This window comes from Actinoplanes sp. M2I2 (genome assembly GCF_023544445.1).
Taxonomy (GTDB): domain Bacteria; phylum Actinomycetota; class Actinomycetes; order Mycobacteriales; family Micromonosporaceae; genus Actinoplanes.
This window is the reverse complement of the sequence record NZ_JALPVJ010000002.1, coordinates 421,381-445,487: the sequence shown is the minus strand read 5'-3', so window position 1 is coordinate 445,487 and position 24,107 is coordinate 421,381. Positions and strand designations below refer to the sequence as shown.

The window sequence follows — 24,107 nt, the reverse complement described above, 5'->3', positions numbered from 1 at the left end:
CCCGATCGATCTCCGGTGAGGTAAGCGTGCGGCGGTCGTCTGGCGTAATAGCGGTGTGGAACATCGACGGGCGGACTTCGCCGCCTTCTACGAGAGCGCCAGGGACGACTGCCTGCGGGCGGTGACGGCGTCCTTGGGCAGCCGGCAGGCGGCCGAGGAGGTCGTGGCGGAGGCCTTCGCCCGGGCATGGGCGCGCTGGCCCCGGGTGGCCGACCATCCCTCGCCCCGCGCGTGGGTCGTCCGCACCGCTCTCAACATGCACATCTCCTGGTGGCGACGGTGGCGCGGAGAAGTGCTGACACCCGACCGGTACGACCAGCCGGATCAGGACGACCCGGACGCGGCGACGCTCGATCCCCGGATGATGGCGGCCCTCCGGTCGCTGCCGTTGCGTCAGCGGCAGGTCGTCGCGTTGCGCATCTTCCTCGACCTCGACAGCAAGACCACCGCCCGCACGCTGGGGATCGCCGCCGGAACGGTCACCGCCCACCTGGCCCGAGCGACCAGCGCCCTGCGGGCACACCTGACGTCCGTCACCGAAGAGGAGTGAATGCCGTGTCCGACGACGATGACCTGTACGCCGTGGTCCGCACAGAATTCGAGCCGGTGCGGCTGCGAGCAGACCTGGACGACATCACCGCCCGGGGCCGGACGTTGCGCCGGCGACGCAACGCGGGGGTGGCGGCGAGCCTGGCCGTGGTGGCCGCCGTCGCCAGCGTTGCGGTGACCGTGTCCACCGGCGCGAAGACCGACCGGCCCGCGCCGATGAACCTGGCCGCCTGGTCGGTCGAGCCGTCGCCGGACGGATCCGTCGTGCTGACCATCCGGCAGTTGACCGACGCCGGCCGGTTGAATGCCGCGCTGAGGGCCGTCGGCGTGCCCGCCCTCGTGGAGTTCGAGCGGGTCCCCGCGGACGCGAAGCTGGTCGGATGCGCCGAGAACGACCAGCCGGCGTTGCCGGAGCTGAACAGCGTCATGCCGATCGGGGCCGCCCAATACCGCGGAGGCGAGCACGTCTTCCCCATCCGGCGCGACCGGATGCCGGCCGGCACTACCCTGCATTTCGTGCTCTTCGAGGAGCGGTCGGACCGAGGCGTCCCGACAATCAGTGTCCGAACCGGCCTGGTGAAGGGAACTCCGCTGCCCTGCGAGCCGTTGTGGAGAAGCGGAAAGTAGCAGGGCCCGGCACGGTTTTCCGGGTCGGTGAGCGACCCCGACCGGAGCCGCCGGCCTCAGAGGGTGATCACCGTCTTCCCGATCGTCCGCCGGCTCTCGGCCAGTTCGTGGGCTGCCCTCATCGTGCCGGCGTTCAGGCCGTCGAGCACCGTCGTGGCGATGGGGCGCAGCCGGCCCGCGACGACGTCCGAGGCCAGCTCGGTGAGGACTTTGCCCTGGGCGGCGAGGTCGCCACCGGCCAGGAACCGGCTGAAGACGGTCTCGGTGTGCAGCGAGGCGGACTTGGCGATGAGCGGTCCGAGATCGACGGGGCCGCTCAGGTCGACGGCGGCCAGGTGACCGAAGGGACGCAGCGTCTCAGCGATCCAGCCGACGTTGCCGGCGGTCCCCGACGTGGACACCACCAGGTCGATCCGGTCGACACCGGCCGCACGCAGCTGACCGGGCACGTCTCCGGTGTGGTCGACGACCACATCCGCCCCCATCCTCGTGGACCACTCGCGTGATTCGGGACGCGAGGCCGTGCTCACCACCAGGGCCGAGGTCCGGCTCTTCAGCAGCTGGGTCGCCAGCGTCCCCACGCTGCCGGCGCCGCCGACGATCAGCACCCGGTCGATCCCCGCGGTCAGGCCCTCCTGATCGCGGAACAACGCCTCCCAGGCCGTGAGACCGCCGATGGGCAGGGACGCGGCGTCGGCGAAGGACAACTCGTCGGGAATCCTGGCCACCACACGATGGTCGACCGCGAGCCGCTCCGCCCACGCCCCGTCCCGGGCCATGTCTCCCGTGCCCATGACGCGATCGCCGACGGCGAAGCCCGTGGCTTCCGGTCCTACGGCCTGCACGACTCCGGCGAACTCCCATCCCAGGATGACCCGTCCGCCCGGCTCGGCGGTACGCATCTGCCGGATCATCGCTTCACCGGGGTTGATCCCCACGGCGCGGATCCCGACGAGCAGATCCGCATCGCGCAGTCGTGGTTCCGCGGTGTCGACGAGTTCGACGGCGAACGCGTCGAGCGAGTGGGCCTTCTCGTACGCGAGGGCTTTCACGTGCTGCTCCTGCCGTGCTGGGCCATGACCTTCTCCGTTCAGTCCTGTTCGAGAGCAGTAATGATGATGACTCCCATCATTACTGTCAAGCTTTGATGTCGGCTATCATCAGAGCGAGCGAAACGCCGGCTCCGCCGCGGTGCCGTGTCGTCGAGGAGGTGTCCGAGGTGCCACGCATCACCCAGGAGCAGAAGAAGCTCAACCGCGAAAAGATCGTCCGGGCCGCGAGCGAGGGCTTCAAGCTGCACGGCATCGACGGAATCGGCCTCGAGGACCTGATGAAGGCCGCCGGGATGACGCACGGCGGTTTCTACAACCACTTCTCCTCGAAGGAAGACCTCGCCCTGGAGGTCTACCGCCAGGGCTTCGCCGACTCACTCGGCGCGCTGGCGGCCATCCGCAAGGCCCATCCCCGCTCCGCCCGGGCCGCTGTGAACGACATGGTCGACGCCTACGTAACGGCCACCCACCGCGATCACCCGGAGAGCGGCTGCCCGTCGGCCGCCCTGGCCGCCGACGCCGGACGGCACGGCCCCCCGGCACAGGCCGAGTATCGGCAGGGGCTGGACGGATACCTCAGCGCCATCACCGAGATGGTGCTCGACCGCGCACGCCAAGCCGGCACCGAACCGACCGCGGCCGAAGCCCGCGAACAGGCAGTGGCGCTGTTCACCCAGATGGTCGGCGCGCTGGTGATCTCCCGCGCGGTGGCCGAGGCCGACCCCACACTGTCCGACGAGGTCCTGACAGCCAACCGCCGACAGCTCAAGCAGAAGTAGCGCTGAGCCGAACCGGGCGCACGACGCGCCCGGTCAGCCCTCTCGACACCGTGTGCGGAAGTCGTCCAGCTACCCCCGAACCCGCTGATCGGTGTGCACGAAGCAATCCCGTAGGCCCGACGTCAGATCGACCCCGTGCAGCAGGCCGAGTGCCCACCAGACAACCTCGTCGTCGCCTGCCCCGGCCTGGGGTTCACGTGCCACTGGGCTGCTCACTCATCAGCCGCGGCTCGCGTTCGCGCGCCGGACAGGACGGCAAGGAACCGCTGCTCTACTGCTTCACGCGTAGGGCCACCGGTCCGCTGGTCACGAACTCACTGTGCCCGAAGCCCCCACACCGGCGCACTCATTCAGCAACTCGGCCGGCGGGGTCTGCGGGTCGTAGACCAGTCGAGGATGCGCGGGTACTCAGATATCAATGGCAATGAGGGATCCGGTCGGCGTTGTCGTGAGAGCGGGTCCGCGCCCAGGCAGAGTCCCGGCACAGGCCAGGACGGCAGACCGGGCCGGGACCGAACATGGCACGCGTCGTACCCGTCGCCGCAGCAAATTCGCGTTAATGTGCATTAACATGAAAGCATCGCGTGGTTACACCCAGTCGGCTCGTGCCGAGTCCGCAGCCGCCACCCGGCAGCGCATCCTTGAGGCGACGGTGGCGGCGTTCGGTCAGCTACCGGAGGTGACCCTCGCCGGCGTCGCGGCCCTCGCCGGCGTCAGCGTGCAGACGGTGCTGCGCCACTTCGGCAACCGTGACGCGTTGATTGCGCAGGCGGCATCGATGCTCGCCGACGAGCGGGCGGCACCGGCCGGCGATCCCGCGCACGCCATCCAGGTGCTCTACAACCAGTACGAAAGTCGCGGCGATGCCAACATCCGGCTGCTCGGCAAGGAGGACACCACCCCGCACGTCAAGCACCTGATGGACCGCGGCCGAGCCATGCACCGCGACTGGGTCGAGCAGGTGTTCGCGCCCAACATCAGCGGTCTGGCCCCGGTCGCCCGCGAGGCGCTGATCGACCTGCTGATCGTCGCCACCGACGTCTACACCTGGAAGGTGCTGCGCCGCGACCGGCGGCTCAGCCGGCGCTCGGCGGAGTCCCGCGTGCAACAACTCGTCGAGAGGATCCTGCAGTGAGCAACGTCCTGGTCGTCACGTGGGACGCCGGCGGCACCGTCGCCCCGGCCGTGGGGATAGCCGCCGAACTCCAGTCCCGCGGTCACCGCGTGCGGGTACTCGGCCACGCCCCGATGCGTCGGACGGTGGAGTCCGAGGGTCTTGCCTTTCACGAGTACCAGCAGGCCCGCGACTGGCAACCACGTGCCCGGCTGAGTACCCGCCGGGCCGAATTGGCCTATCTCGGCGCATGCGTCGACCGAGGCACCGGCCGGGACGTCGCAGCCCTGCTGCGTGAGCACCCATGCGACGTGGCTGTTGTCGACTGCATGCTGCTGGGCGCGCTGGCGGCGGTCCGGCGGGCCGGTGTACGACACGTGTCGCTGGTACATACCCTCTACGGGTACTTACGGCAGGAATTTGGCACCGGAGCGCTCAACGCGATCGCAACGGTGAAAGGCATGCGGCCACGTCGCCTCTGGGACGGTGCCGACCGGACGCTGGTCACCACCATGGCGTCACTGGAGCCCACGTCCCCATTGCCGGCCAACGCGCGAGTCGTCGGCCCGATCGTGCCAACCGCCGCCCCGGCCAGGTCTGCGGGAAAGCTGTTGGTGAGCCTGAGTTCGCTGTACTACCCCGGCCAAGCCGACACCCTGCAGGCCATCGTGGACGCGGTCGCGGACCTGCCGCTGCCGGTCGTGCTCACCACGGGCAACGCCGTGCGGCCCGAGGAGCTTCGACGGCCCTCCACCATGGAGGTGCTCGGATACGTGCCGCATGCCAAGATCATGCCGGACGTGTCACTGGTCGTCGGCCACGGCGGTCACGGTACGACGATGCAGGCCCTCGCGCACGACCTGCCGATGGTGATCGTGCCGATGTTCGACCGCAGCGATCAGCTCCTGGTCGGCTCCCTCGTCCAGCGCGCCGGCGCCGGCGAGGTCGTGTCACGGCGGGCAGATCCGGCAACCATCCGTGCCGCCGTCGACCGCATGCTCGCCCCCGGCCCGCACCGGGCCGCCGCCGCCCGCCTCGGCGCGGAGATCCGGTCCTCACCCGGCGCTCCCAACGCCGCCGACGAGATCGAGGCCCTGCTGTGACACTGAACGCTACGGCGGCTACTCGTCGAACCACGCTCAACAGGCAGGTCGTGCATCAACGTGCGCTCCTTCACCCCGATATTCCGCACCCGAAATGTGGATAACGAAGTTCAAGCCGCCGATTGCCCCTCCGATCGAGAATGTCCTGCGCTACTCCCGCTGGTCATGCATTCGATCACCGCTCCCCATGTGGCCGGTCAAGGTCGCATGCGCTGTCATGCCGCCGAGCGGGCGCGCCGGGCCGGGCCGGCACGAACTGACCACCCGCGCCCTCAGCCCCGACTGCGCTAGCTGACCACCGTTGCGATCGGGTAGCCGATCGCGACTACTTCCGTGCGGACCGCGGCGAGGCTCGACTCCCGGTTCAGCGCGCGGACCACGTCGTCGGTGAGCGGCCGCAGCGCCGCGACATGCCCCACCGCGTCCCGGTCGATTTCGGCTTCGTAGTAGTCACCGGCGAAGTCAACGTACTCGTCGGCGATGTCGTCGCACAGGATGCTGAGCCGGTCAGCGCCGTCCGGGTTGATGTCGTGGCGTCCGCGGGGCGGCGGGAACGTGATGCCGACGCCGGCGTGCCAGCGCTCGTCGGTGGTCCGCCGCCACAGCACCGCTGTCGCGACCAGGTCGTCGCCGTCGCAGAACGCCGGCTCGGTGACATGTCCGGCGAACTCCGGCGGCAACCCGTCGAGCAGCCCCGGCCAGAGCGCCATTTTGTCACTGGCGGCATAGGGCGACATCGCGGACTCGTGGTCGAACAGCCGGATGAACGCGCCCGCCTCGCTGAAGACGATGGTGTACTCGTCGCCGCTGCCGTTGCTCATCAGCGCTGCTTGGTCGTCCCCCCAGGCGGTGTAGCTGTAGTACTCGTACCCGGTGCCCTGGATCAACTCCAGAACGGCCAGGGCCCGGCACCGGTCGCGCAGCACCGGAATCGAGGGCAGTCGGCCGACGATGTCGTAGACGTTCACCCGATGACCTTACGAGCCACGCCCCGAGCCGGCCGGCAGCACCCGCCGCCGGACGCCCCGCGCAAGCCCGGCCACCAACAACCGCATCGTTCCCGCCGTGGCAGGGGCAGCCACGGTAGGCGACGGGCGGCCTGCGACGGCTCCCGGTGGCTGCGATCTCGGCCAGCATCCGTTCACGCTGGGCGGCTTCATTCCTCCTGCGGCGTCGTGAAGGTGAAGGCCAGGTCGGCTCGCGCGGTCCGGTACTGCGCCCAGGGCCGCACGGCGGGGCCGCAGCTCGCTGAGCCGAGCCCGGTCACGCCGGCGGCCAGGTGCACCCAGAGAACGTCCCCGGGCACCAGCTCGTCGGCGTGGCGGGCCTGTTCCAGCCGGGTGGTCGACCAGGGTCGCACGGCCACCTCGAACGGATCGTCGCCGTCGATCCGCAGGGCGGCGCCGGACGTGGACAGCGTCACCCGGCTCACCTCGGAACGGTTGCCGTTCTCCTGCGGTACGACGTACGGGGTCTGGGCCTCGAGCACGGTCAGGCTGTGCCGGCCGGGCCAGGCGGCGGCGCGCGAGTCGGGGTAGCTCTCCCCCGGCCCGAGGCCGAGCCACTCGAACCGTACGGCGCCCGGGTCGGGGGCACGCAGGGCTAGCGCGATCCCGAGCCGGGGCAGTGGCAGGCGCCACTCGCCGAGGCGCTCGATGCCGACCTCGAGCCGGGTCGCCTCGCCGTGGGCCGACCAGCTGTATTCGACCTCGAACCCGCTGTCCAGGCCGGCCGGCAGGTAGCGGGCCCGGCGTCGCCAGGCCACCCCGTTGTCGTCCTCCTCGACGATCCTCTCGACGAGGCGGTCGAGCCCGGCCGCGCGCCACTGCTTCTCCATCGACACCTTGCCGTCCCAGCCCGGGAAGCGGTCGTTCTCGGTGGGCGCGCGCCAGGCGTCGAGCGTGAGCGAGCTGATCGGGAACGGGCCGAGCTGCCGGGGGCGGACGGGACGGCCGGTGGTGCGGGCCGGGGGCGGCGCCGGGCGTCCGGGGCGCCGCTGGGCGCGGGACAGCACGCGGCCGTCCAGGGTGGCCGTGACGGTCGTGGCGGGCGCGGGCAGCCGGACCGTGGAGAGCGGGCCGGCCACCGGCACGTCGACGACCCCGCCGGGCGAGGTGAAGACCACGTCCTCGGTGGTGGTGAAGCTCCATCTGTTCTCCACGACCAGCTCGTCGCCTTCGAACCGCAGCCGTACCGGGGTGATGATCGCGGCGAGCTCGGTCAGCCCGGGCGACGGCGTGCGGTCGGGGAACACCAGACCGTCGATGACGAACGAGCCGTCGTGGACGGTCTCGCCGAAGTCGCCGCCGTAGCGGTAGCCGCCGTCGCGCAGCAGGCCGTGGTCGGCCCACTCCCAGATGAAACCGCCGGCCAGCCGGGGGTACGCGTCGATGACGGCCTCGTAGTCGGCCAGGCCGCCGGGGCCGTTGCCCATCGCGTGCCCGTACTCGCACATGATCATCGGCAGGCCGCGGCGGCGGCGGTCGCGGTCCGGGTCGGCCAGCGCCGGCTCGGCGCCCCGGCCGATGGCCTCGAGCTGGTCGTAGCCGGGGTACATGCGGCTGTAGACGTCGACGCTCTCGCACTCCTCGTCGGCCTCGTAGTGGATCGGCCGGGTCGGGTCGCGCCGGGCGGCCCAGGCGGCATTCGCGGCCAGGTTGGCGCCCCAGCCGGCCTCGTTGCCGAGCGACCACAGCACGACGCTGGGCGCGTTCTTGTCCCGCTCGACCATGCGCCGCATCCGGTCCAGGTAGACGTCGGCCCAGGCCGGGTCGCCGGACGGGTTGCCCCGCCAGCCGACCTGCGAGAAGCCGTGCGTCTCGAGGTCGCACTCCTCGATCACATAGAGGCCGTGGCGGTCGCACAGCTCGAGGAGGTACGGGTCGGGCGGGTAATGGCTCGTCCGGACGGCGTTGATGTTGTGCTGCTTCATGAGCGCGACGTCGTGCTCCATCCGCGCGCGCGAGACCGCCCGGCCCGTGCGGGCGTCGATGTCGTGCCGGTTGACGCCGCGGAACACCAGCGGCGCGTCGTTCAGCAGCAGCCGGTCACCCTCCACCCGTACGGTCCGGAAGCCCACGTCCAGGCTGACGGTCTCGGTGTCGGTGCTGACCAGCAGCCGGTACAGATGCGGTTGCTCGGCCGACCAGGGCCGCACGTCGTCCAGGCTCGCGCCGTCGAGCTCCCACCGCACCGGCACGGGCGCCGTGACCCGCAGCGTGCCGTCCCCGCCGGCGACCACCCACAGGTCGTCGATGCCGCCGTCCGGGCGGTGCAGCAGGGCGACCGACCGGAAGATGCCGGACAGCCACCACTGGTCCTGGTCCTCGACGTAGCTGGCGAAGCTCCACTGGTGCACCCGGACCGCCAGCACGTCGTCCCCGCCGCTCAGGTGCTCGGTGACGTCGAACTCGACGGTCAGCCGGCTGCCCGACGACCGCCCCACCGGCACCCCGTTCAGCCACACCTGGAACCACGAGTCGACGCCGTCGAAGCGCAGCAGCACCCGCCCGCCGGACCAGTCGGGCGGCCGGCGGACGATCCGCCGGTACTCGCCGGTCGGGTTGGCCGACGGGACGTACGGAGGGTCGATCGGGAAGGGGTAGCGGACGTTGGTGTACGCCGGTTCGCCGTAGCCGTGCAGCTGCCAGTGCCCGGGGACCGGCAGCTGATCCCAGGACGTCCCCGGATCGGCCGGGTCCCGGCCGGTCTCCGCCGTGGGCGACCAGGCGAAGCGCCACAGGCCGTCGAGCGGGAGGACGCCCGCGGTGGTCCGCAACCGGGCCCGGGGCGCGAGCGCGCCGACGGGCGGTTCGATGATCTCGTAGTGCGCCGTCACAGCCGCTCCTCCCGGGTGTACCGCCCGGCGGGCAGCAACCTGAGCATGCCGGAGCAGCGGCGCCCGGGCATCCCGGCGACCCCAGAGGCCTCAGACGGCCTGCATGCGGCTGCTGAGCCCGCGCAGCTCGCCCCCGCCGGCCTGACGCCGCGAGCGTTCGAGCAGCGTCCGCACCGTCTCGGCGACGCCGGCCGAGCGGTGCACGTGCTGCGGCGCGATGCGCTCGGCGTTGAGCAGCAGGCGGATCGCCTCCCGGTCCCGGTCGCGCAGCGCCGCGAGGGCCCGGGCCGTGTCGGCGTAGTAGTAGACCTGACGGATGCCGACCGGCAGCGCCGCGGGCGTGGTCCGCCGGGCGATCTCCACCGCCCGGCCGGGGTCACCCTGCCCGACCTCGATGCTGATCCGCCACAGGTCGACGTTCGTCGGACCGAAGAACAGGCCTTTCGTGCTGGTCTCGCCGGTGCGCCGGGCCAGCACGGCCGCCTCGTCCGACCACGCGCGGCTCTCGTCCAGGCGCCGGCCGCACTGACTGGCCAGCGCACACACCAGCTGGAGGCAACCGAGCACCTCGGCCGCGCCCGGCTTGGCCAGATGCCGCTGCAACTCGTCGGCCGCTCGTTCGGCCAGCGTGAGACCCCGCTGGTAGGAGCCGGCCACGGTGGCCGCGCTGGCCCGGGTGTACGCCGCGTACCCCTGCAGGACGGGATCGCCGCAGCTGTCGGCGGCCTCCCGGCATCGCTCCCCGGCCAGCCAGGCATCGGCGAGCAGGCCGAGGTTGCGGAGCACGGACGAGGCGGTGGACGTGGCCCCGCACAGCAGGCGCAACGCCCGGCCCGCATCAGGCCCGGCCGTCTCGACGTGCAGATCGCGCAGCAGGCCGGGCAGCAACCTGGTCACGGCGGCGTAGTCGCACGCGTGCAGCAGCGACTCGGCGAGGTCGGCGGTGCGTTCCAGGTCGTCGAGCGGCGGCGCGACCCCCTCGGCGGGCTCACTGAGGTCGATGTCGATCAGAGCCCGGCGTACGGCGTCCGCGCCGGCCACCGCGGCCAGAACCTCCCGGTCGGCCGCGGGCACGGGCGCGTTGGCCAGGTCGCCCGGCGAGCACTCGAGCGCCTCGGCGATGCCCGCGAGCGTGAACCGGTTGTCCGCCGCCTGAAGCCCCCGTTCGATCCGGCTCCAGGTGGCGTGCGAGATCCCGGCCCGGCTCGCCGCGAACCGGATGCTCCAGCCCCGCGTGAGGCGGCGCGCCCGGATCCGGCCGCCGATCGCGGGGTCCGCGCTGGGTCGTGGCGTCATGGGCCGACCGTAGCCCGGGCCGCCGACCGTGCGGTACATGGTTGTACCACCGGTCCGCCGATGAGTACCGGCACTCACGCGGACGGGTCGGTCCGGGCCGCACCATGGGCGCCATGGACATCGACATCGCAGCCGCACCCAAAGTCACCGCCGCGTTCTACATCCAGGCCGCCGCCTCGTTCGTCGTCGCTCTGCTCGCGCTCGCCGTCGGGATCTTCTATCTGCCCGTGGGCGGCTGGATCCGCGCGTTCCTGGGGCTCGGGCTGGCCTATGTCGTCACGTCGGCCTTCACCCTCGCGAAGACCATCCGGGACGCTCAGGAGGTCGGCACGGTGGTGCGCCGGGTCGATCAGGCCCGCATCGACAACTTCATCAGCCAGCACGACCCGTTCAAAACGACGGCGACCAACTGAGAATCTTTCTCTCCCACTTCAAGGTATAGCGAAGTGCCCGTCTTGCCGCAAGACCCCCGGTTCGGCGCACAATCTCCCCGGTCGTCGCCGTCTACGGGGAAGAGGAATCGTGCCGCACCACGTCCTGGATCTGACGGACATCACACCGACACAGGTCGCGCTCGCCGGTGGCAAGGCGATCCACCTGGGCGAGCTGACGCGGATCGACGGCGTCCGGGTGCCTCCCGGATTCTGCGTGACCACGGACGCCTTCCATCGCGCCGTCACGGACACGCCGGCGATCGGTGACCTGCTCGATCGGCTGTCCCGGCTGCGGCCCGGGGACGGCGAGGCGATCCGCACGCTCGGCGCGGAGCTCCGCCGGACGCTCGAATCCGTCGTCGTCCCGGACGAGCTGGCCGCGGCCGTCACCGGCCGGCTCGATCAGGCCGCGTACGCCGTCCGGTCCAGCGCCACGGCCGAGGACCTGCCGGGCGCCTCCTTCGCCGGTCAGCACGACACCTACCTCAACGTGCCCGGACCGGCGGTCCTCGAGCACCTGGGCCGGTGCTGGGCCTCGCTGTTCACCGAGCGGGCGATCAGCTACCGCCTGCACAGCGGGGTCGACCACCGGCAGGTCCGGATGGCCGTCGTCGTCCAGCGGATGGTCTTCCCCCGCGCGGCCGGCATCCTGTTCACAGCCGACCCGGTCACCTCGAACCGCACGGTCGCCACCGTGGACGCCGGCTTCGGTCTCGGTGAGGCGCTGGTCTCCGGCCTGGTCGACCCGGACGTCTACCGGGTGCGCGACGGCGGCATCGTGGCCCGGACGATCGGGGTCAAGCGCATCGCCCTGGAGCCGGCGCCCGGTGGCGGCACGGAGGAACGGGCGATCGAGCCGGAACGGCGGGAGCAGCCGGCGCTGACCGACGACGAGGTGCTGCGGCTGGTGCGGCTGGGCCGGCGGATCGAGGCGCACTTCGGCCGCCCCCAGGACATCGAGTGGTGCCTGGCCGGCGACGAGTTCACGATCGTCCAGAGCCGGCCGATCACCACCGTGTTCCCGGTGCCCGAGACCGGTGACGACCAGACCCACGTGTACGTGTCGGTCGGGCATCAGCAGATGATGACCGACCCGATGAAGTCCCTCGGGCTCTCGTTCTGGCAGCTGACCACCCCACGGCCGATGGCCGAGGCCGGCGGCCGGTTGTTCGTCGACGTCACCGGGCAACTGGCCGCCCCGGCCAGCCGGGACACCCTGATCGAGGCCCTGGGCCGGTCGGATCCGCTGCTCGGGGACGCGTTGCGGACCGTCGTCGAGCGGGTGGACCTGCCGCCCGCGCCCGCTGACGCCCCGGCCTGGGTGCCACCGGGCGGTGGCGCCGCTTCCCTCGAGGCCGATCCGGCCCTGGTCACCGAGCTGATCCAGGGCTATCAGGACGCGCTGGCGGAGGCGAAGCGGGGCATCCACGGGCTGTCCGGGGCGGCGCTGCTCGACTTCATCCGGGCCGACCTCCAGGAACTCAAGCGGGTGCAGTTCCACCCCCGGAGCATGCCGGTGATCGTGTCGGGGATGGAGGCCGCCCAGTGGCTGAACGACCACCTGTGGGAGTGGCTGGGCGAGCGGAACGCGGCTGACACGCTGGCCCGGTCCGTCCCGGACAACATCACCTCGCAGATGGGGCTGGCCCTGCTGGACGTCGCGGACGTGATCCGCCCGCGCCCGGCCGTGGTGCGGTTCCTGGAGCAGGTGACCGACGACGACTTCCTGTCCGGGCTTCCCGCCGTCGAGGGCGGGCGGGAGGCCCGGGACGCCATTGTGGCCTTTCTCGATCAGTACGGCATGCGGTGCGCCGGCGAGATCGACATCACCCGGCCGCGGTGGAGCGAGCGGCCCGGCACGCTGCTGCCGCTGATCCTCGGCAACGTCCGGAACTTCGAGCCCGGCGCCCACCGGCGGCTGTTCGAGGAGGGCCGGCGGCAGGCCGAGGCGAAGGAGAGGGACCTGCTGGCCCGTCTGAAGCCGGAGGACGCGGCCGAGACCCGGCGGGCGATCGACCGCCTCCGCACGTTCAGCGGGTACCGGGAGTACCCGAAGTACCACATGATCTGCCGCTACTTCGTCTACAAGCAGGCTCTGCTGGCGGAAGCCGATCGGCTGGTCGCGGCCGGCGTGCTGGCCGACCGGGAGGACCTCTTCCACCTGCGGTTCGACGAGCTCGCGGACCCCGCTCGGGCCACGGCGCTGATCGCCGGGCGCAAGGAGGCGTACGAGTCGTATCGGGCTCTGACCCCGCCCCGGGTGCTCACCTCGGACGGCGAGGTCATCACCGGCGCCTACCACCGCGACGGCCTGCCGTCCGGGGCGCTGGTGGGGCTGGCCGTGTCGGCCGGAACCGTCGAGGGACGGGCCCGGGTCGTGCGCACGCTGGCCGAGGCCGAGCTCGAGCCGGGCGACATCCTGGTCACCGCCTACACCGATCCGAGCTGGACGCCCGCGTTCGTCACCGTCGCCGGGCTGGTGACCGAGGTGGGCGGGCTGATGACCCACGGGGCGGTGATCGCCCGCGAGTACGGTCTGCCCGCGGTCGTGGGCGTGGAGCGGGCGACCGGACTGATCCGGGACGGTCAGCGGATCCGCGTGCACGGCACCGAGGGGTACGTCGAGATACTCGGTCCCTGAGGGCAACGCGAGGGTTTTCCCCATTACGCAGATAGACCGTCATATATAGCGTCACTTGTGTTTCCACGGCGCGGGCCATCCCGCCGCGCCGGAGGCCGAGCCCGCCCCCAACCCCCGTGGGCGGGAAAGGAGTACACACATGGCGCGAACCCCTCTGGTCATCGCATTGGCCGCCGGCACTGTCGCGGCCTCGGCGCTGGTCGCGGTGACCGGTCCGGCGGCCGCGAAGCCGCCCACCCCGTCGGTGGACGCGGTCGCGGCCGCCGACGCCGCGGTCGAGGCACGGCCGTCCGTTCTGCGGGCCAGTACGCATGACACCTTCCACCGGCGCCAGGTCTACAAGTCGCACGGCCTGACGTACGCGTCCTACGACCGCACCTACAAGGGCCTCCCGGTCAAGGGCGGCGACTTCGTGGTGGTCACCGACAACGCCGGAAAGACCCGGTACACGTCGGTCGCGCAGAGCAGCGCCCTCGGGGAGCTGTCGACCGTGGCCACGATCCCGGAGAGCGCCGCCATCGCGACCGCGAAAAGCCGCCTGAAGACCGTGACCGGCGTCGAGGCGACCCGGCTGGTGGTCGTCGCGGCTGAGGGCGCCGCGGCCAGGCTGGCCTACGAGACCACGGTCAACGGCACCGGCGCCAAGGGCGTCAGCCGCCTCACCGTCGATGTGGACGCCACCAGCGGCGCGGTGCTGGCCACCGAGGAGCACGTCACCGAGGCCACCGGCACGGGCACCGGCTGGATCAACGGCACCGTCTCGCTGAACACCACGCAGTCCGGCTCGACGTACTCGCTCAAGGACCCGTCGACCACGAACCTGAGCTGTCAGGACGCGTCCACCCGGGCGACGTTCAGCGGCCCCGACAACGTGTGGGGCAACGGCAACGGCACCAGCAAGGAGACCGGCTGCGTCGACGCGCTCTACGTGGCCCAGAAGCAGAAGGCGATGCTGTCGGCGTGGCTCGGCCGCAACGGCCAGAACGGCTCGGGCGGCGCCTGGCCGATCCGGGTCGGGCTGAACCAGCAGAACGCGTACTACGACGGCACTCAGATCCAGATCGGCAAGAACACCGCCGGCCGGTGGATCTCGTCGCTCGACGTGGTCGGCCACGAGCTGGGCCACGGGATCGACGACCGGACCCCCGGCGGCATCTCGAAGGGCGGCACCCAGGAGTTCGTCGCCGACACCATCGGCGCGGCCACCGAGGCGTACGCCGCGAACGCCAACGACCCGTTCGACTACCAGGTCGGCGAGGAGGTCAACCTGGTCGGCAGCGGCCCCATCCGGTACATGTACAACCCGTCGCTCGCCGGTGACGCCAACTGCTACTCGAGCAGCACGCCCGGCTCCGAGGTGCACTCGGCCGCCGGGCCCGGCAACCACTGGTTCTACCTGCTGGCCCAGGGCAGCGGCGGCAACGGCCAGCCGGCCAGCTCGACCTGCAACGGCACCACGGTGACCGGCGTCGGCATCCAGAACGCGATGAAGATCATGTACAACGCGATGCTGCTCAAGACGTCCAGCTCGTCCTACGCGAAGTACCGGGTGTGGACGCTGCAGGCCGCCAAGAACGTGACCCCGGGCAGCTGCACCCAGTTCAACGCGGTCAAGGCCGCCTGGAACGCGGTCAGCCTGCCGGCCCAGTCCGGCGAGCCCACCTGCTGATCCACCCGCACGCTGATCCACGTGCACGACCGGCCCCGGCCCGGCGAGTCCCCCGACGCGCCGGGCCCGGGCTCGTTCAGCCGGCGGTTCCGGTGACGAGCAGGTGGCAGCTCGCGGCGGCCAGGTCCCGTTCCGAGCTGTAGAGCCGGGCCAGCCGCAGGGCGGCATCGAAGATCGCGTCCGCGGCGGGACCGTGCACGGCCGCCTCGGCCGCTGACCAGGCGGGTCCCTCGACGCCGTGCAGAACCACGCCGCCCAGGCCGGCCTCGGCGCACTCGGCCAGCAGCTCGGGCACCCGGTGGAAGTACGCGTGGGTGAAGCCGCCGCCGACGATGTTCTCGCCCTCGGTGATCAGCCGGCGCGATTCGGCCAGCATCCGGTCGTCGAACCGGGCCGTGGCGGCGAAGTCGATCGGCCCCGCGAACCGGGAGATCGCGGCGACGGCCACCGGACCGCCGGGGCGGGTCACCCGGATCGCCTCCCGGATGGCGCGCACCCGGTCGGCCCGGTCCTGCAGGTGATAGACCGGTCCCAGCAGCAGGGTCGCGTCCCAGGCCGCGTCCGGCTCAGGCAACCCGCGGGCGTCACCGACGACCGCCTCGACCGTGGGCGTGCCGGCCCGCGCCTGAGCGACGTGCGCCGGCACCAGGTCGATCAGCCGCACCTGGTGGCCGTCGGTCACCAGCTCACGGGCGTAGGCGCCGGGGCCGCCGCCCACGTCGAGCACCCGGGCCGGCGTGGCCGGGAGCAGATCGCGGATCAGCTCCAGGGTGCGGATCCGCTCCAGCCGGGCCTGCGGCCGCCGGTCCAGCCGCTCCGCTTCGGAATACCGGTCCTCGTAGAAGTTCACGATCTCGGTCGTCGGCTCACTCATCCCGGCATCCTCCGGCGCTTCGGCCGGGTCGGCCAGCGGATTTCGGACTTGGGCACGCCTCCCACCCGCGCGATCCACCAGACGTGCCCTAGCTAGGTACAGCAGGCTGTACCCGTGATCGGGGTGCTGACCGGATCGATCGCGGCCGCTGCCGGAAATAGCGTTCTAGGCATGACGACGACGAAGAACCACCGCAAGCTGACGATCGGGCTCACCACTGCCGCCATCCTCGCCGCGGGTGTGGGAGTCGCCAACGCCGACGTCAGCGAGACCCTCACCGGCGGGACGAGCGCCCTCGCGGCGGCGCAGCCGTCCGGCTGGGACGGCATCACCCGGGAGCGCGTCCGGATCGACTTCGGGAAGGGCTGGGTCACCGACGCCGAGCTCACCTATCCGAGCGGCGCCCGGGGCCGCCTGCCGGTGGTCGTCTTCCTGCACGGCAGCGGGCACAACGACATGAACCAGACGCTCCCCGAGGGCAAGGGCGCGACGTTCGTCCCGCTGGCCCAGGCGGCGAGCCGCGAAGGCTTCGCCACGCTGCGCTTCAACAAGCGCGGGGTGACCGGCATCGGGCCGGTGGAGAGCACCGACCCGGCCCAGCTGAACCCCGAGAACCCGTACCGCCAGATCCAGCTGGACGCCGCCTCGGTGGTGCGGTTCGCCGGGCAGTCGTCCCGGGTCGACCCGTCGAAGATCTTCCTGCTGGGTCACAGCGAGGGCACCAACGTGGCCGCCAACCTGGCCGCGGACCCGAAGCGGTTCGGCATCCCCAAGCCGGCCGGCGTGGTCCAGATGGGCGTGGTCGGCCTGCCGATCAGGGAGCTGCTGACCCTGCAGATCTTCGGCCGGTTGCTGCTGCAGATGCACGACGAGTTCGACGTCGACGGGGACGGCCGGCTGACCGCCGCCGAAGCGACCAACGGCCTGGTCGGCCAGCCGAAGGAGGTCGCCGATCAGTTCCGGTCGGTCCTGCTCGACGGCCGCAAGGTCAAGGCCGCGACGGACAGGAACCGGGACGGCCGGATCGCGATCGACGCCGAGGCCGGGCCCGTGCTGCGCGAGGTCACCCACATCGACGACTACCCGAACCTGCCCGACCTGGACCAGCCGACGATCGACTACGCGACCGACTTCGCCCGCTTCCCGACCGTGTCCCAGGCGTTGCCCAAGTTCGGCGGCCCGACGCTGATGCTCAACGGCGAGAACGACATCCAGACCCCGGCCCGCGCCGCCCTCGTGGCCGACGCCGCCGTGGCCGCGGCCGGCAACAAGGACCACAAGATCGTCATCTACCCGGGCATGGCGCACACCATGAACATCACCCCGAAGTTCCGGCCCGAGTTCGGCGACCCCGACAAGCAGGTCGTCACCGAGATCCAGGGCTGGCTCAAGGCTCACCGCTGACCCCGGCACCACGAAGCGGCCGCCGATCCGGCGGCCGCTTCGCTCGTCACTGCGCTGTACAGGCGTCGCCGCCCGGGCCGGCGTCGCCGCCCGGGCCGGCGTCGCTGCTCGGGTTACAGCGGCAGCCAGAGGGCGGCGACGTTCGGCGGCTCCCAGGTCACCAGCGACGTGTGGGCGATCCGGCATTCGTAGCGCGCCCCCTGGTAGGTGACGACCTGCCCGCGGGCGTAGGCCACGCCCGGCGCCCACGTCGTCGTCCCGGGAGCCGGAGTGGTCGGCCTGGTCGTGGGCGGTGTGGTGGCGGGCGGCGTGGTCGCCGGCGGCCGCGGGGTCGTGGCGGTCGGCTGCGGGGTGATGACCGTGCAGTCCCCGGCCGTGGTCACCGTGTCGGTGTGGGCCGTGCCGGCCGACCGGTACGACGCCACCGCCGCGCCCGCCTGCGCCGGGGTGAGGGTCTGGTTCTTGGCGTGGAAGACGTAGTCGACCGACTGCTGCCAGACCGCGGTCGACCCGGCGGCACGACCGGCCAGGTCGATGAACCACTGGTTGAAGTCGATCGACATGTTCTGGCGGGGGTAGACCTTGCCCGAGTGGTCGCCGACCAGCGCGCCGTCGATGTAGTACCGGATGTGGCCGTCGCCCACGGTGGCCATCACGTCGTGCCAGCCGGCGATGCTGCGGACCTGCTGACTGTGCTGGTTGTCGGCGTACCAGGGATCGGGGACGTAGGTGTACCAGCTGGTCTGGTAGTTGATCGGCCCGGCCTCACCCCACCCGCCGTTCGGCAGGTACTCCGAGAAGTCGAGCTCGGAGTAGCTGGGATCGCGCGGGGCGGCGAGCGGCGAGATCGTGTAGAACGTCTGGTTGACGTGGTCGCCGTCCGGGCCGCTGACCGGCGTGTCGGCGAACTTGATGCGGGCCAGGTAGGTGCCGGCCAGGAAGCGCCGCTGGCTCAGCGAGAACTCGGCGTGCGAGGTGCCGGCCGCGGTGCCGTCGGTCCGCGCGGTCAGCTGGGCCACCCGCTGACCGTCCACGGTGGGGAAGGCGACGTTGTCGGCGCGCCAGCCGGCGCCGGGCACGCCCGGTCCGCCGGTCGCCGTCCGGATGCTCCAGCCGCGCTGGCTCAGCGCGGGGTCCGTACGGGAGGAGTAGCTGAAGTCGTCGAAGAGGGAGCCGCAGGCGGTGGCCGCGTTGCTCGGGGCGGCCGCGGCGATGCCGAAGGCGGCGGTCGCGGCGGTGACACCGGCGACGGTGGTGCCGAGGACGAGGGTGCGTTTCCGGCCCATGGGGGGAGGGCCTCCTTGTCGGGGGTCGAAGATGTTTACCACTGGTAAAGAAACTCCCGTCAACGATCCACGTCAATGGCCTTGCCCGGATGACACGCGTGGCGCGAGTGACTTTGCCCGGTAGCACCCGGCACACTGCACACGATGAGGCGAGGTGAGGTACGCGAGCGCCTGCGCGAACTGGTCGGCACGGTGACCCCCGGCGACGCCCTCCCGTCCGAGCGCGACCTGAGCGTCCGGCTCGGCACGTCCCGCCCGACGGTGCGGGTCGCCCTCGACGAACTGACCCGCGAGGGGCTTCTCGTACGCCGCCACGGCCGCGGGACCTTCCGCGCCCTCCGCAAGATCTCGCAGGAGGTGCCGTCCACCGCCGAGCTGCCCCCGGCCGAGGGCGAGTGGCTGAGCGAACTGCTCGAGTACGACGTGACGCCGGCCGCCGGCGAGCTCGGCCGCCTGCTGCAGGTCTCCCCCGGCCACGAGGTGATCCGGGCGCTGCGGCTGCGCGTCGTCGACGGGGCGCCCATGGCCCTCGAGGAGATCCACGTCCCGCGGGCCGTCGCTCCCCGGCTGGCCGCGGCCGACTTCACGGGCGGCAGCCTCTACCGGCGGCTGCGGGACCACCACGGAGTCGTCCCGGCCGAGGCGGTGCAGACGACCGAGCCCACGCTGACCACCCCCGCGCAGTCCCGGCTGCTGGCGGTGCCGGCGCACTCCCCGGCCCTGCTCTTCGAGCGCGTCACCCGCGACGGGGAGGGCCGGGTCATCGAGCACGCCCGATCGGTCTACCGGGGCGATCGCTACCGCATCACTCAGCATCTCCGCTTCGGCCCCGGCTCGGGCTGATCACCGATCAGTCCGAGATCCGCCGACCGGGACGGGCGGCGGCTACTCGGGCCACACCTCGGCGGACTTGGCCTCGCTGCGGCGGCCGTCGCGGTAGATCGCGACGATGGAGGCGGTGTACTGCTTGGCCGGGTCGAGGCCCGGGAAGTCCTTGGACGTGGTCCACCCGTCCTCCACCACGACGGTGGGGCCGTCCGGCCCGATCGTCACCTCGTAACCTTGGATGACGTCGGGGTCGGTGCCCGGCCAGCCCCAGTAGACCAGCACGTCGGCGCCCGACCAGAACGCGTACATGTAGGGGATCGGGGCCGCGGGCGGCGCCTCCGCGACCGTCCAGGTGAAGGTGACCGACGAGGCCGAACCGTCCCAGTCGGTGGCCGTGGCGGTGACCTCGAACGTGCCTTCCTTCGAGGGCGAGCCGGTGATGGCGCCGTAGTCGGTGAGGGACAGCCCGTCCGGCAGGCCGGTGACCGACCAGGTGACGTAGTCGGCATCCGTGGCCCGCAGGCGCAGCTCCACGCGGTCGCTGACCCGGTGCCGCTGCGGTCCCGGGTCCTCGATGACGGGCGGGGCCTGGACGTCCCACGTGAAGACGGTCGAATCCCGGAGTCCGCCCGGGTCGGTCACGTCGACGACCGAGACCCACTTCCTGTCCTCGGCCGGCGTTCCGGTGATGAGGCCGTCCTCGCTGATGGTCAGGCCCTCGGGCAGGCCCTCGGCGGTGAAGCGCAGGCGCTCGCCCTCGGTGTCGGTGGCCTCGACCTGCAGGCGCACCGCCTCCGCGACCCGGCTGATCTGGTCGTCGAGCTCCACGATGACCGGGAACCGCGGGACCGGAGGCTTCGACTCGACCTGCACGGCGGTCCAGGCGGCGGCCACGGCCGCGTACTCGGCGCCGGTCTTGCCGTACAGGTCCGCGGCGCTGCTCAGGGTCGCGTCGCGGGCCTCCGCGAAGTCGGTCGTGGACACCATGTAGCGGGTGAGCGCGTGGTACCAGATCGCCCCGGCCTTCTCGCGCCCGATGCCGGTCACCGGCGCCGCGTCGCCGCACGGGGTGGCCTCGCCCCAGGCCGACTTCGCGCTGCCCTCGGCCAGCATGTAGAAGAACTTGTTGGGCACGCCGGAGAGGTAGTGCACGTCGTCCGAGCGGCCGTCCCAGCACCCGACGGAATCGCCGTCGCGCGCCGGGTCGTCCATGTAGCGCAGCGGCAGGCCGTCGCCACCGAAGTCGGCCAGCTCCCCGACCAGGTAGTCGGGCTCATCGGCCGGGTTGGCCGCGGCGAACTCGACCAGGGTGCCGAAGATGTCGCTCGTCGACTCGTTGAGCGCACCCGACTGGCCCCAGTACTCGAGGTCGGCGGTCGCGCCGGTGACGCCGTGCGACCACTCGTGGGCGACGATGTCCTGCGAGGTCAGCGCCCGGCTCCAGGAGTCGCCGGCGCCGAACCGCATGCAGAAGCACGCGTCGCTCCAGCTGGCGTTCCCGTCGGCCGAGCGGTCGTGCACGACGGCGAGCGCGCCCCGGCCGTCGTCGGCGATGCCGTTGCGCCCGTGCGCGCGCTCGAAGTAGTCCCAGGTCTGCTGCGCACCGTGCTGAACGTCGACGGCGAGCGTGGCCGGATCGGCGAGGGTGCCGTCCCCCCAGGCGTTGTCCGCGTCGGTGAAGGCGGTCGTCTGCTCGCGCGAGGGACGGACGAGGTCGGAGCCGTTGCGCGTCTCGGAGCCGCCCCGGTCCGGGTCGACGAGCTCGTAGCTGCCGTCGTCACGCCGGGTGGTGTTGAGGGTGACCTCGCCGGCGAGCTCACCATGGCCGGCGCCCTCGTGCCCGGCCGTCCGGACCGTGTCCACGGTCCGCCGCGGGGCGCCGGTCCGGGCGTCCACGATGTGCTCGACGCCGTTCACCAGCACCCGCCAGGCCAGCACCGGACGGCCGGCCGCGGCGTCGACGACCAGGGTGGCGGCCGGCTTCCCGGCGCCCCGGAACTTGGCGGCCGCCTTGCCGGCGGAGACCGCGGGCTTCGTCGGCACGTCGATGACCTTGTCCTGGGCGACCGTGGTGGCCCGGAGACCGCCGTCGGCCTTCGCGTGCACGACGAAGTCGCCACCGAGCACGGGCAGGCCGCGATAGGTCCGGTCGAGGCGGACGTGCCGGGTGCCGTCAGCGTCCACCAGCACGTCACGCACCGAGTACTTCTCGTCCGGGCCACCCAGCGCCAGGGCGCGGTCGCGCTGCACAGCCGCTTTCGCGTCGGCCGCGACCCGCTGCGGGTCCGGCTTCGCGGTCGGCCGGGGCGACGGCGCCGGCGCGGCCCCGGCCGGCCCGGCGGTCGTCGTCACCACGGCACCGGCGGCGACCACCGCGATGATGCTCGCCACGCCCGCGAGCGCGCCTCGTCCAGCCACTTCGTGTCCCCGTCCCCGTTGTCGATCGACGGGCAACATAGCGGATTTCTTCGATGTGCGTGGTCCCCGCGGGCGGAGCTGTGGAAGGGGTCACCCGGGCGAAATAGGTGGCGCGACCGCCGGCTGCCGTGCGACGGTGGTCGGCGTCTTGTCAGGCGACCACGAGGAGTGACCAATGCGAGCAGCTTCCACGCTCCGGACCCCTGTACGTCCTACCGTGGAGACCTGCTTTGTCATTGTTGAACCTCGGAATCGTCGCCCATGTTGACGCCGGCAAGACCAGCCTGACCGAGCGCCTCCTGTACGAGGCCGGGGCAGTGACCCGGCCCGGCAGCGTCGACGCCGGGACGACCCGCACCGACTCGATGGAGCTCGAACGCCGGCGGGGCATCACCATCCGGGCCGCCGTCACGTCGATCCGCCTCGGCGACCTGACCGTGAACCTGCTGGACACCCCGGGCCACCCCGACTTCATCGCCGAGGTCGAGCGGTCGCTGGCCGTGCTCGACGCCGCCGTGCTGGTGGTGTCGAGCGTGGAGGGCGTCCAGCCGCAGACCGTGGCCATCTGGCGGGCGCTGCGCCGCATCGGCGTGCCGACGCTGTTCTTCCTCAACAAGGTGGACCGCCGCGGCGCGGACGTGGACCGGGTGGTCACCCAGCTGCGGGAGCGGCTCGGGGTGCGCCCGGTGGTGCTCACCCGGGTCACCGGTCCGGGCACCCGCGACGCCCGGGTGCGACCCGTCGCCCTCGACGCCGAGCCCGTGGTGGAAGCCGTGGCCGAGGTGGACGACGCGGTGGCGGCGCGCTGGCTGACCGGCGAACCGCCGCGGATCCGTGACCTCCGGCGGGCGATCCGGCGAGCGGTGCGCCGCGTCGAGCTGACCCCGGTGGCCTGCGGTTCGGCGATCACCGGGGCCGGCGTGCCCCAGTTGCGTCATCTGCTGGCCGACCTGCTGCCCCGCTGCGACGAGCGGGACGGCCCGCCCGCGGGCACGGTCTTCGCCGTCGACCGCGACGACCGGGGACGGCGGGCCTGGCTGCGTCTGTGGTCCGGGCGGCTCCGCGTACGGGACCGGGTGCAGCTCGCCGAGGGTCGGCCGCGGACGATCACCGAGATCGCGGTCAGCGAGCCCGACGGCGTGCTGGTGCGCCCGTCGGCCTCGGCCGGCCAGATCGTGGCCATCCGGGGCGTGCCGGCGCGGATCGGCCAGCACGTCGGGGACCCGCCGCGGCGCGACCTCTACCGGTTCCCGCCGGCGACCAGGCAGGCGCTGGTCGAGCCGGTGGAGCCGGGTCAGCGCCTGGCCCTGTTCGCCGGCCTGGCCCAGCTGGCCGACGAGGACCCGCTGGTCGACCTGCGGCTCGACGAGCAGCAGGGCGAGGCGGTGATCCGGCTGCACGGCGAGGTGCAGAAGGAGGTGATCGCCGCCCTCCTCGAGGACCGGTACGGCGTACCGGTGCGCTTCTCGGGCACGCTCACCGCGTGCATCGAACGGGTGGTCGGCGCCGGGGCGGCCGAGGAGCGGATCAAGGAGCGCGGTAACCCGTACCTTGCCGGGATCGGGCTGCGCGTCGAGGCCGCCCCGGTCGGGCACGGCGTCGAGTTCCGTCCCGGCGTCGAGCCCGGCCGGCTGCCACCGGCGTTCGTCGCCGCCACCGAGGAGGGCGTGCGGGCGGCCCTGCGGCACGGGCGGCACGGCTGGCCGGTCACCGACTGCCTGGTCACCATGACGTCGTCGCAGTACTGGCCGCGGCAGAGCCGGCCGCACCAGAAGTTCGACAAGTCGGTCTCGAGCGTGGCCGCGGACTTCCGCAACCTCGCCCCGGTCGTGGTCACCGCGGCGCTGCGCCGCGCCGGCACCCGGGTGTGCCAGCCGGTCGAACGGTTCGACGTCAACCTTCCGCGGGAGACGCTCGACGCGGTGACGGCCCTGCTCGGCCGGGCCGGGGCGGTCGTCCGCGACACCACCGCGACCGGCGGGTACCTCGAGGTGAGCGGCACGCTCCCGTCGTCCCGGGTGCCGCAGGTCGTCGACGCCCTGCCCGACCTCACCGGCGGCGAAGCCGTCCTGAGCACCCACTTCGACCACTACGCGCCGGTCACCGGCGAATCGCCGGCGATGCGGCGGCGCGGTCCCGACCCGGGCGACCGGGAGGAGTGGTTCCGGGCCGTGCCCCGGTAGTCGTCATGGCGA

General features: G+C 72.1%; 18 protein-coding genes. 11 read left to right on the top strand and 7 right to left on the bottom strand.

The genetic code is table 11. The features are described 5' to 3' along the window. Positions 1-55 precede the first annotated feature (55 nt). Positions 56-550: a sigma-70 family RNA polymerase sigma factor gene (locus HJC40_RS05835; RefSeq protein ID WP_249998756.1), complete on the top strand. Its 495-nt coding sequence runs from the start codon at positions 56-58 to the stop codon at positions 548-550. 5 nt (positions 551-555) lie between these two features. Further along, the gene (locus HJC40_RS05830; protein WP_249998754.1) at positions 556-1,176 is read left to right on the top strand and encodes a hypothetical protein; all 621 of its coding nucleotides are present in this window, start codon (positions 556-558) and stop codon (positions 1,174-1,176) included. A 56-nt stretch (positions 1,177-1,232) separates the two neighbouring features. Here the strand turns inward: HJC40_RS05830 and HJC40_RS05825 are convergent, their stop codons facing one another. Further along, a complete protein-coding gene (locus HJC40_RS05825) occupies positions 1,233-2,228 on the bottom strand; it encodes an alcohol dehydrogenase catalytic domain-containing protein (RefSeq protein ID WP_249998751.1) in 996 nt (331 codons plus the stop codon). A gap of 14 nt (positions 2,229-2,242) precedes the next feature. Between HJC40_RS05825 and HJC40_RS05820 the strand changes: the two genes are divergently transcribed. The 3 genes from HJC40_RS05820 (at position 2,243) to HJC40_RS46055 (ending at position 5,224) form a co-directional block, all read left to right on the top strand. Next, complete coding sequence (locus HJC40_RS05820) at positions 2,243-3,007, top strand: TetR/AcrR family transcriptional regulator (protein WP_249998748.1); 765 nt, start codon at positions 2,243-2,245, stop codon at positions 3,005-3,007. Positions 3,008-3,578: 571 nt separating this feature from the next. After that, positions 3,579-4,142 (top strand): TetR/AcrR family transcriptional regulator, encoded by a 564-nt coding sequence (locus HJC40_RS05815; protein WP_249998745.1) that lies wholly within the window; start codon positions 3,579-3,581, stop codon positions 4,140-4,142. Further along, positions 4,139-5,224, top strand: coding sequence for a glycosyltransferase (locus tag HJC40_RS46055; protein ID WP_249998742.1), 1,086 nt, complete (start codon positions 4,139-4,141; stop codon positions 5,222-5,224). The genes HJC40_RS05815 and HJC40_RS46055 overlap by 4 nt, the downstream gene beginning before the upstream one ends. Positions 5,225-5,511: 287 nt before the next feature. Here the strand turns inward: HJC40_RS46055 and HJC40_RS05805 are convergent, their stop codons facing one another. From HJC40_RS05805 to HJC40_RS05795, 3 genes are all read right to left on the bottom strand, one after another. Further along, on the bottom strand, positions 5,512-6,192 hold the full coding sequence (locus HJC40_RS05805; RefSeq protein WP_249998740.1) for a hypothetical protein: 681 nt from the start codon (positions 6,190-6,192) through the stop codon (positions 5,512-5,514). 188 nt (positions 6,193-6,380) lie between these two features. Beyond that, positions 6,381-9,062 carry a glycoside hydrolase family 2 TIM barrel-domain containing protein gene (locus tag HJC40_RS05800; RefSeq protein WP_249998738.1) on the bottom strand — a complete coding sequence of 894 codons (2,682 nt, stop codon included), beginning with the start codon at positions 9,060-9,062 and terminating at the stop codon, positions 6,381-6,383. Positions 9,063-9,152: 90 nt separating this feature from the next. After that, positions 9,153-10,358 (bottom strand): helix-turn-helix domain-containing protein, encoded by a 1,206-nt coding sequence (locus HJC40_RS05795; protein ID WP_249998736.1) that lies wholly within the window; start codon positions 10,356-10,358, stop codon positions 9,153-9,155. A 113-nt stretch (positions 10,359-10,471) separates the two neighbouring features. Between HJC40_RS05795 and HJC40_RS05790 the strand changes: the two genes are divergently transcribed. The 3 genes from HJC40_RS05790 (at position 10,472) to HJC40_RS05780 (ending at position 15,102) form a co-directional block, all read left to right on the top strand. Further along, positions 10,472-10,771, top strand: a complete 300-nt coding sequence (locus HJC40_RS05790; RefSeq protein WP_249998733.1) for a YiaA/YiaB family inner membrane protein — start codon at positions 10,472-10,474, stop codon at positions 10,769-10,771. Positions 10,772-10,877: 106 nt separating this feature from the next. Beyond that, positions 10,878-13,433, top strand: a complete 2,556-nt coding sequence (gene rph / locus HJC40_RS05785) for a rifamycin-inactivating phosphotransferase (RefSeq protein WP_249999421.1) — start codon at positions 10,878-10,880, stop codon at positions 13,431-13,433. Positions 13,434-13,572: 139 nt separating this feature from the next. Further along, positions 13,573-15,102 carry a M4 family metallopeptidase gene (locus HJC40_RS05780; RefSeq protein ID WP_249998731.1) on the top strand — a complete coding sequence of 510 codons (1,530 nt, stop codon included), beginning with the start codon at positions 13,573-13,575 and terminating at the stop codon, positions 15,100-15,102. 76 nt (positions 15,103-15,178) lie between these two features. Here the strand turns inward: HJC40_RS05780 and HJC40_RS05775 are convergent, their stop codons facing one another. Continuing rightward, entirely contained in the window at positions 15,179-15,976 is a 798-nt protein-coding gene (locus HJC40_RS05775; RefSeq protein ID WP_249998729.1) for a class I SAM-dependent methyltransferase, read from the bottom strand. 171 nt (positions 15,977-16,147) lie between these two features. Between HJC40_RS05775 and HJC40_RS05770 the strand changes: the two genes are divergently transcribed. Further along, positions 16,148-17,380, top strand: coding sequence for an alpha/beta fold hydrolase (locus tag HJC40_RS05770; RefSeq protein WP_249998727.1), 1,233 nt, complete (start codon positions 16,148-16,150; stop codon positions 17,378-17,380). Positions 17,381-17,493: 113 nt separating this feature from the next. On the opposite strand, the gene HJC40_RS05765 is transcribed toward HJC40_RS05770, so the two are convergent. Further along, positions 17,494-18,666, bottom strand: coding sequence for a carbohydrate-binding protein (locus HJC40_RS05765; protein ID WP_249998724.1), 1,173 nt, complete (start codon positions 18,664-18,666; stop codon positions 17,494-17,496). 144 nt (positions 18,667-18,810) lie between these two features. On the opposite strand from HJC40_RS05765, the gene HJC40_RS05760 reads away from it, so the two are divergent. Further along, positions 18,811-19,509, top strand: coding sequence for a GntR family transcriptional regulator (locus HJC40_RS05760; protein WP_249998722.1), 699 nt, complete (start codon positions 18,811-18,813; stop codon positions 19,507-19,509). Between the two features lie 42 nt (positions 19,510-19,551). On the opposite strand, the gene HJC40_RS05755 is transcribed toward HJC40_RS05760, so the two are convergent. Then, positions 19,552-21,912: a M4 family metallopeptidase gene (locus HJC40_RS05755; protein WP_249998719.1), complete on the bottom strand. Its 2,361-nt coding sequence runs from the start codon at positions 21,910-21,912 to the stop codon at positions 19,552-19,554. Between the two features lie 239 nt (positions 21,913-22,151). Between HJC40_RS05755 and HJC40_RS05750 the strand changes: the two genes are divergently transcribed. Further along, complete coding sequence (locus tag HJC40_RS05750; RefSeq protein WP_249998717.1) at positions 22,152-24,095, top strand: translation factor GTPase family protein; 1,944 nt, start codon at positions 22,152-22,154, stop codon at positions 24,093-24,095. Positions 24,096-24,107: the final 12 nt, after the last annotated feature.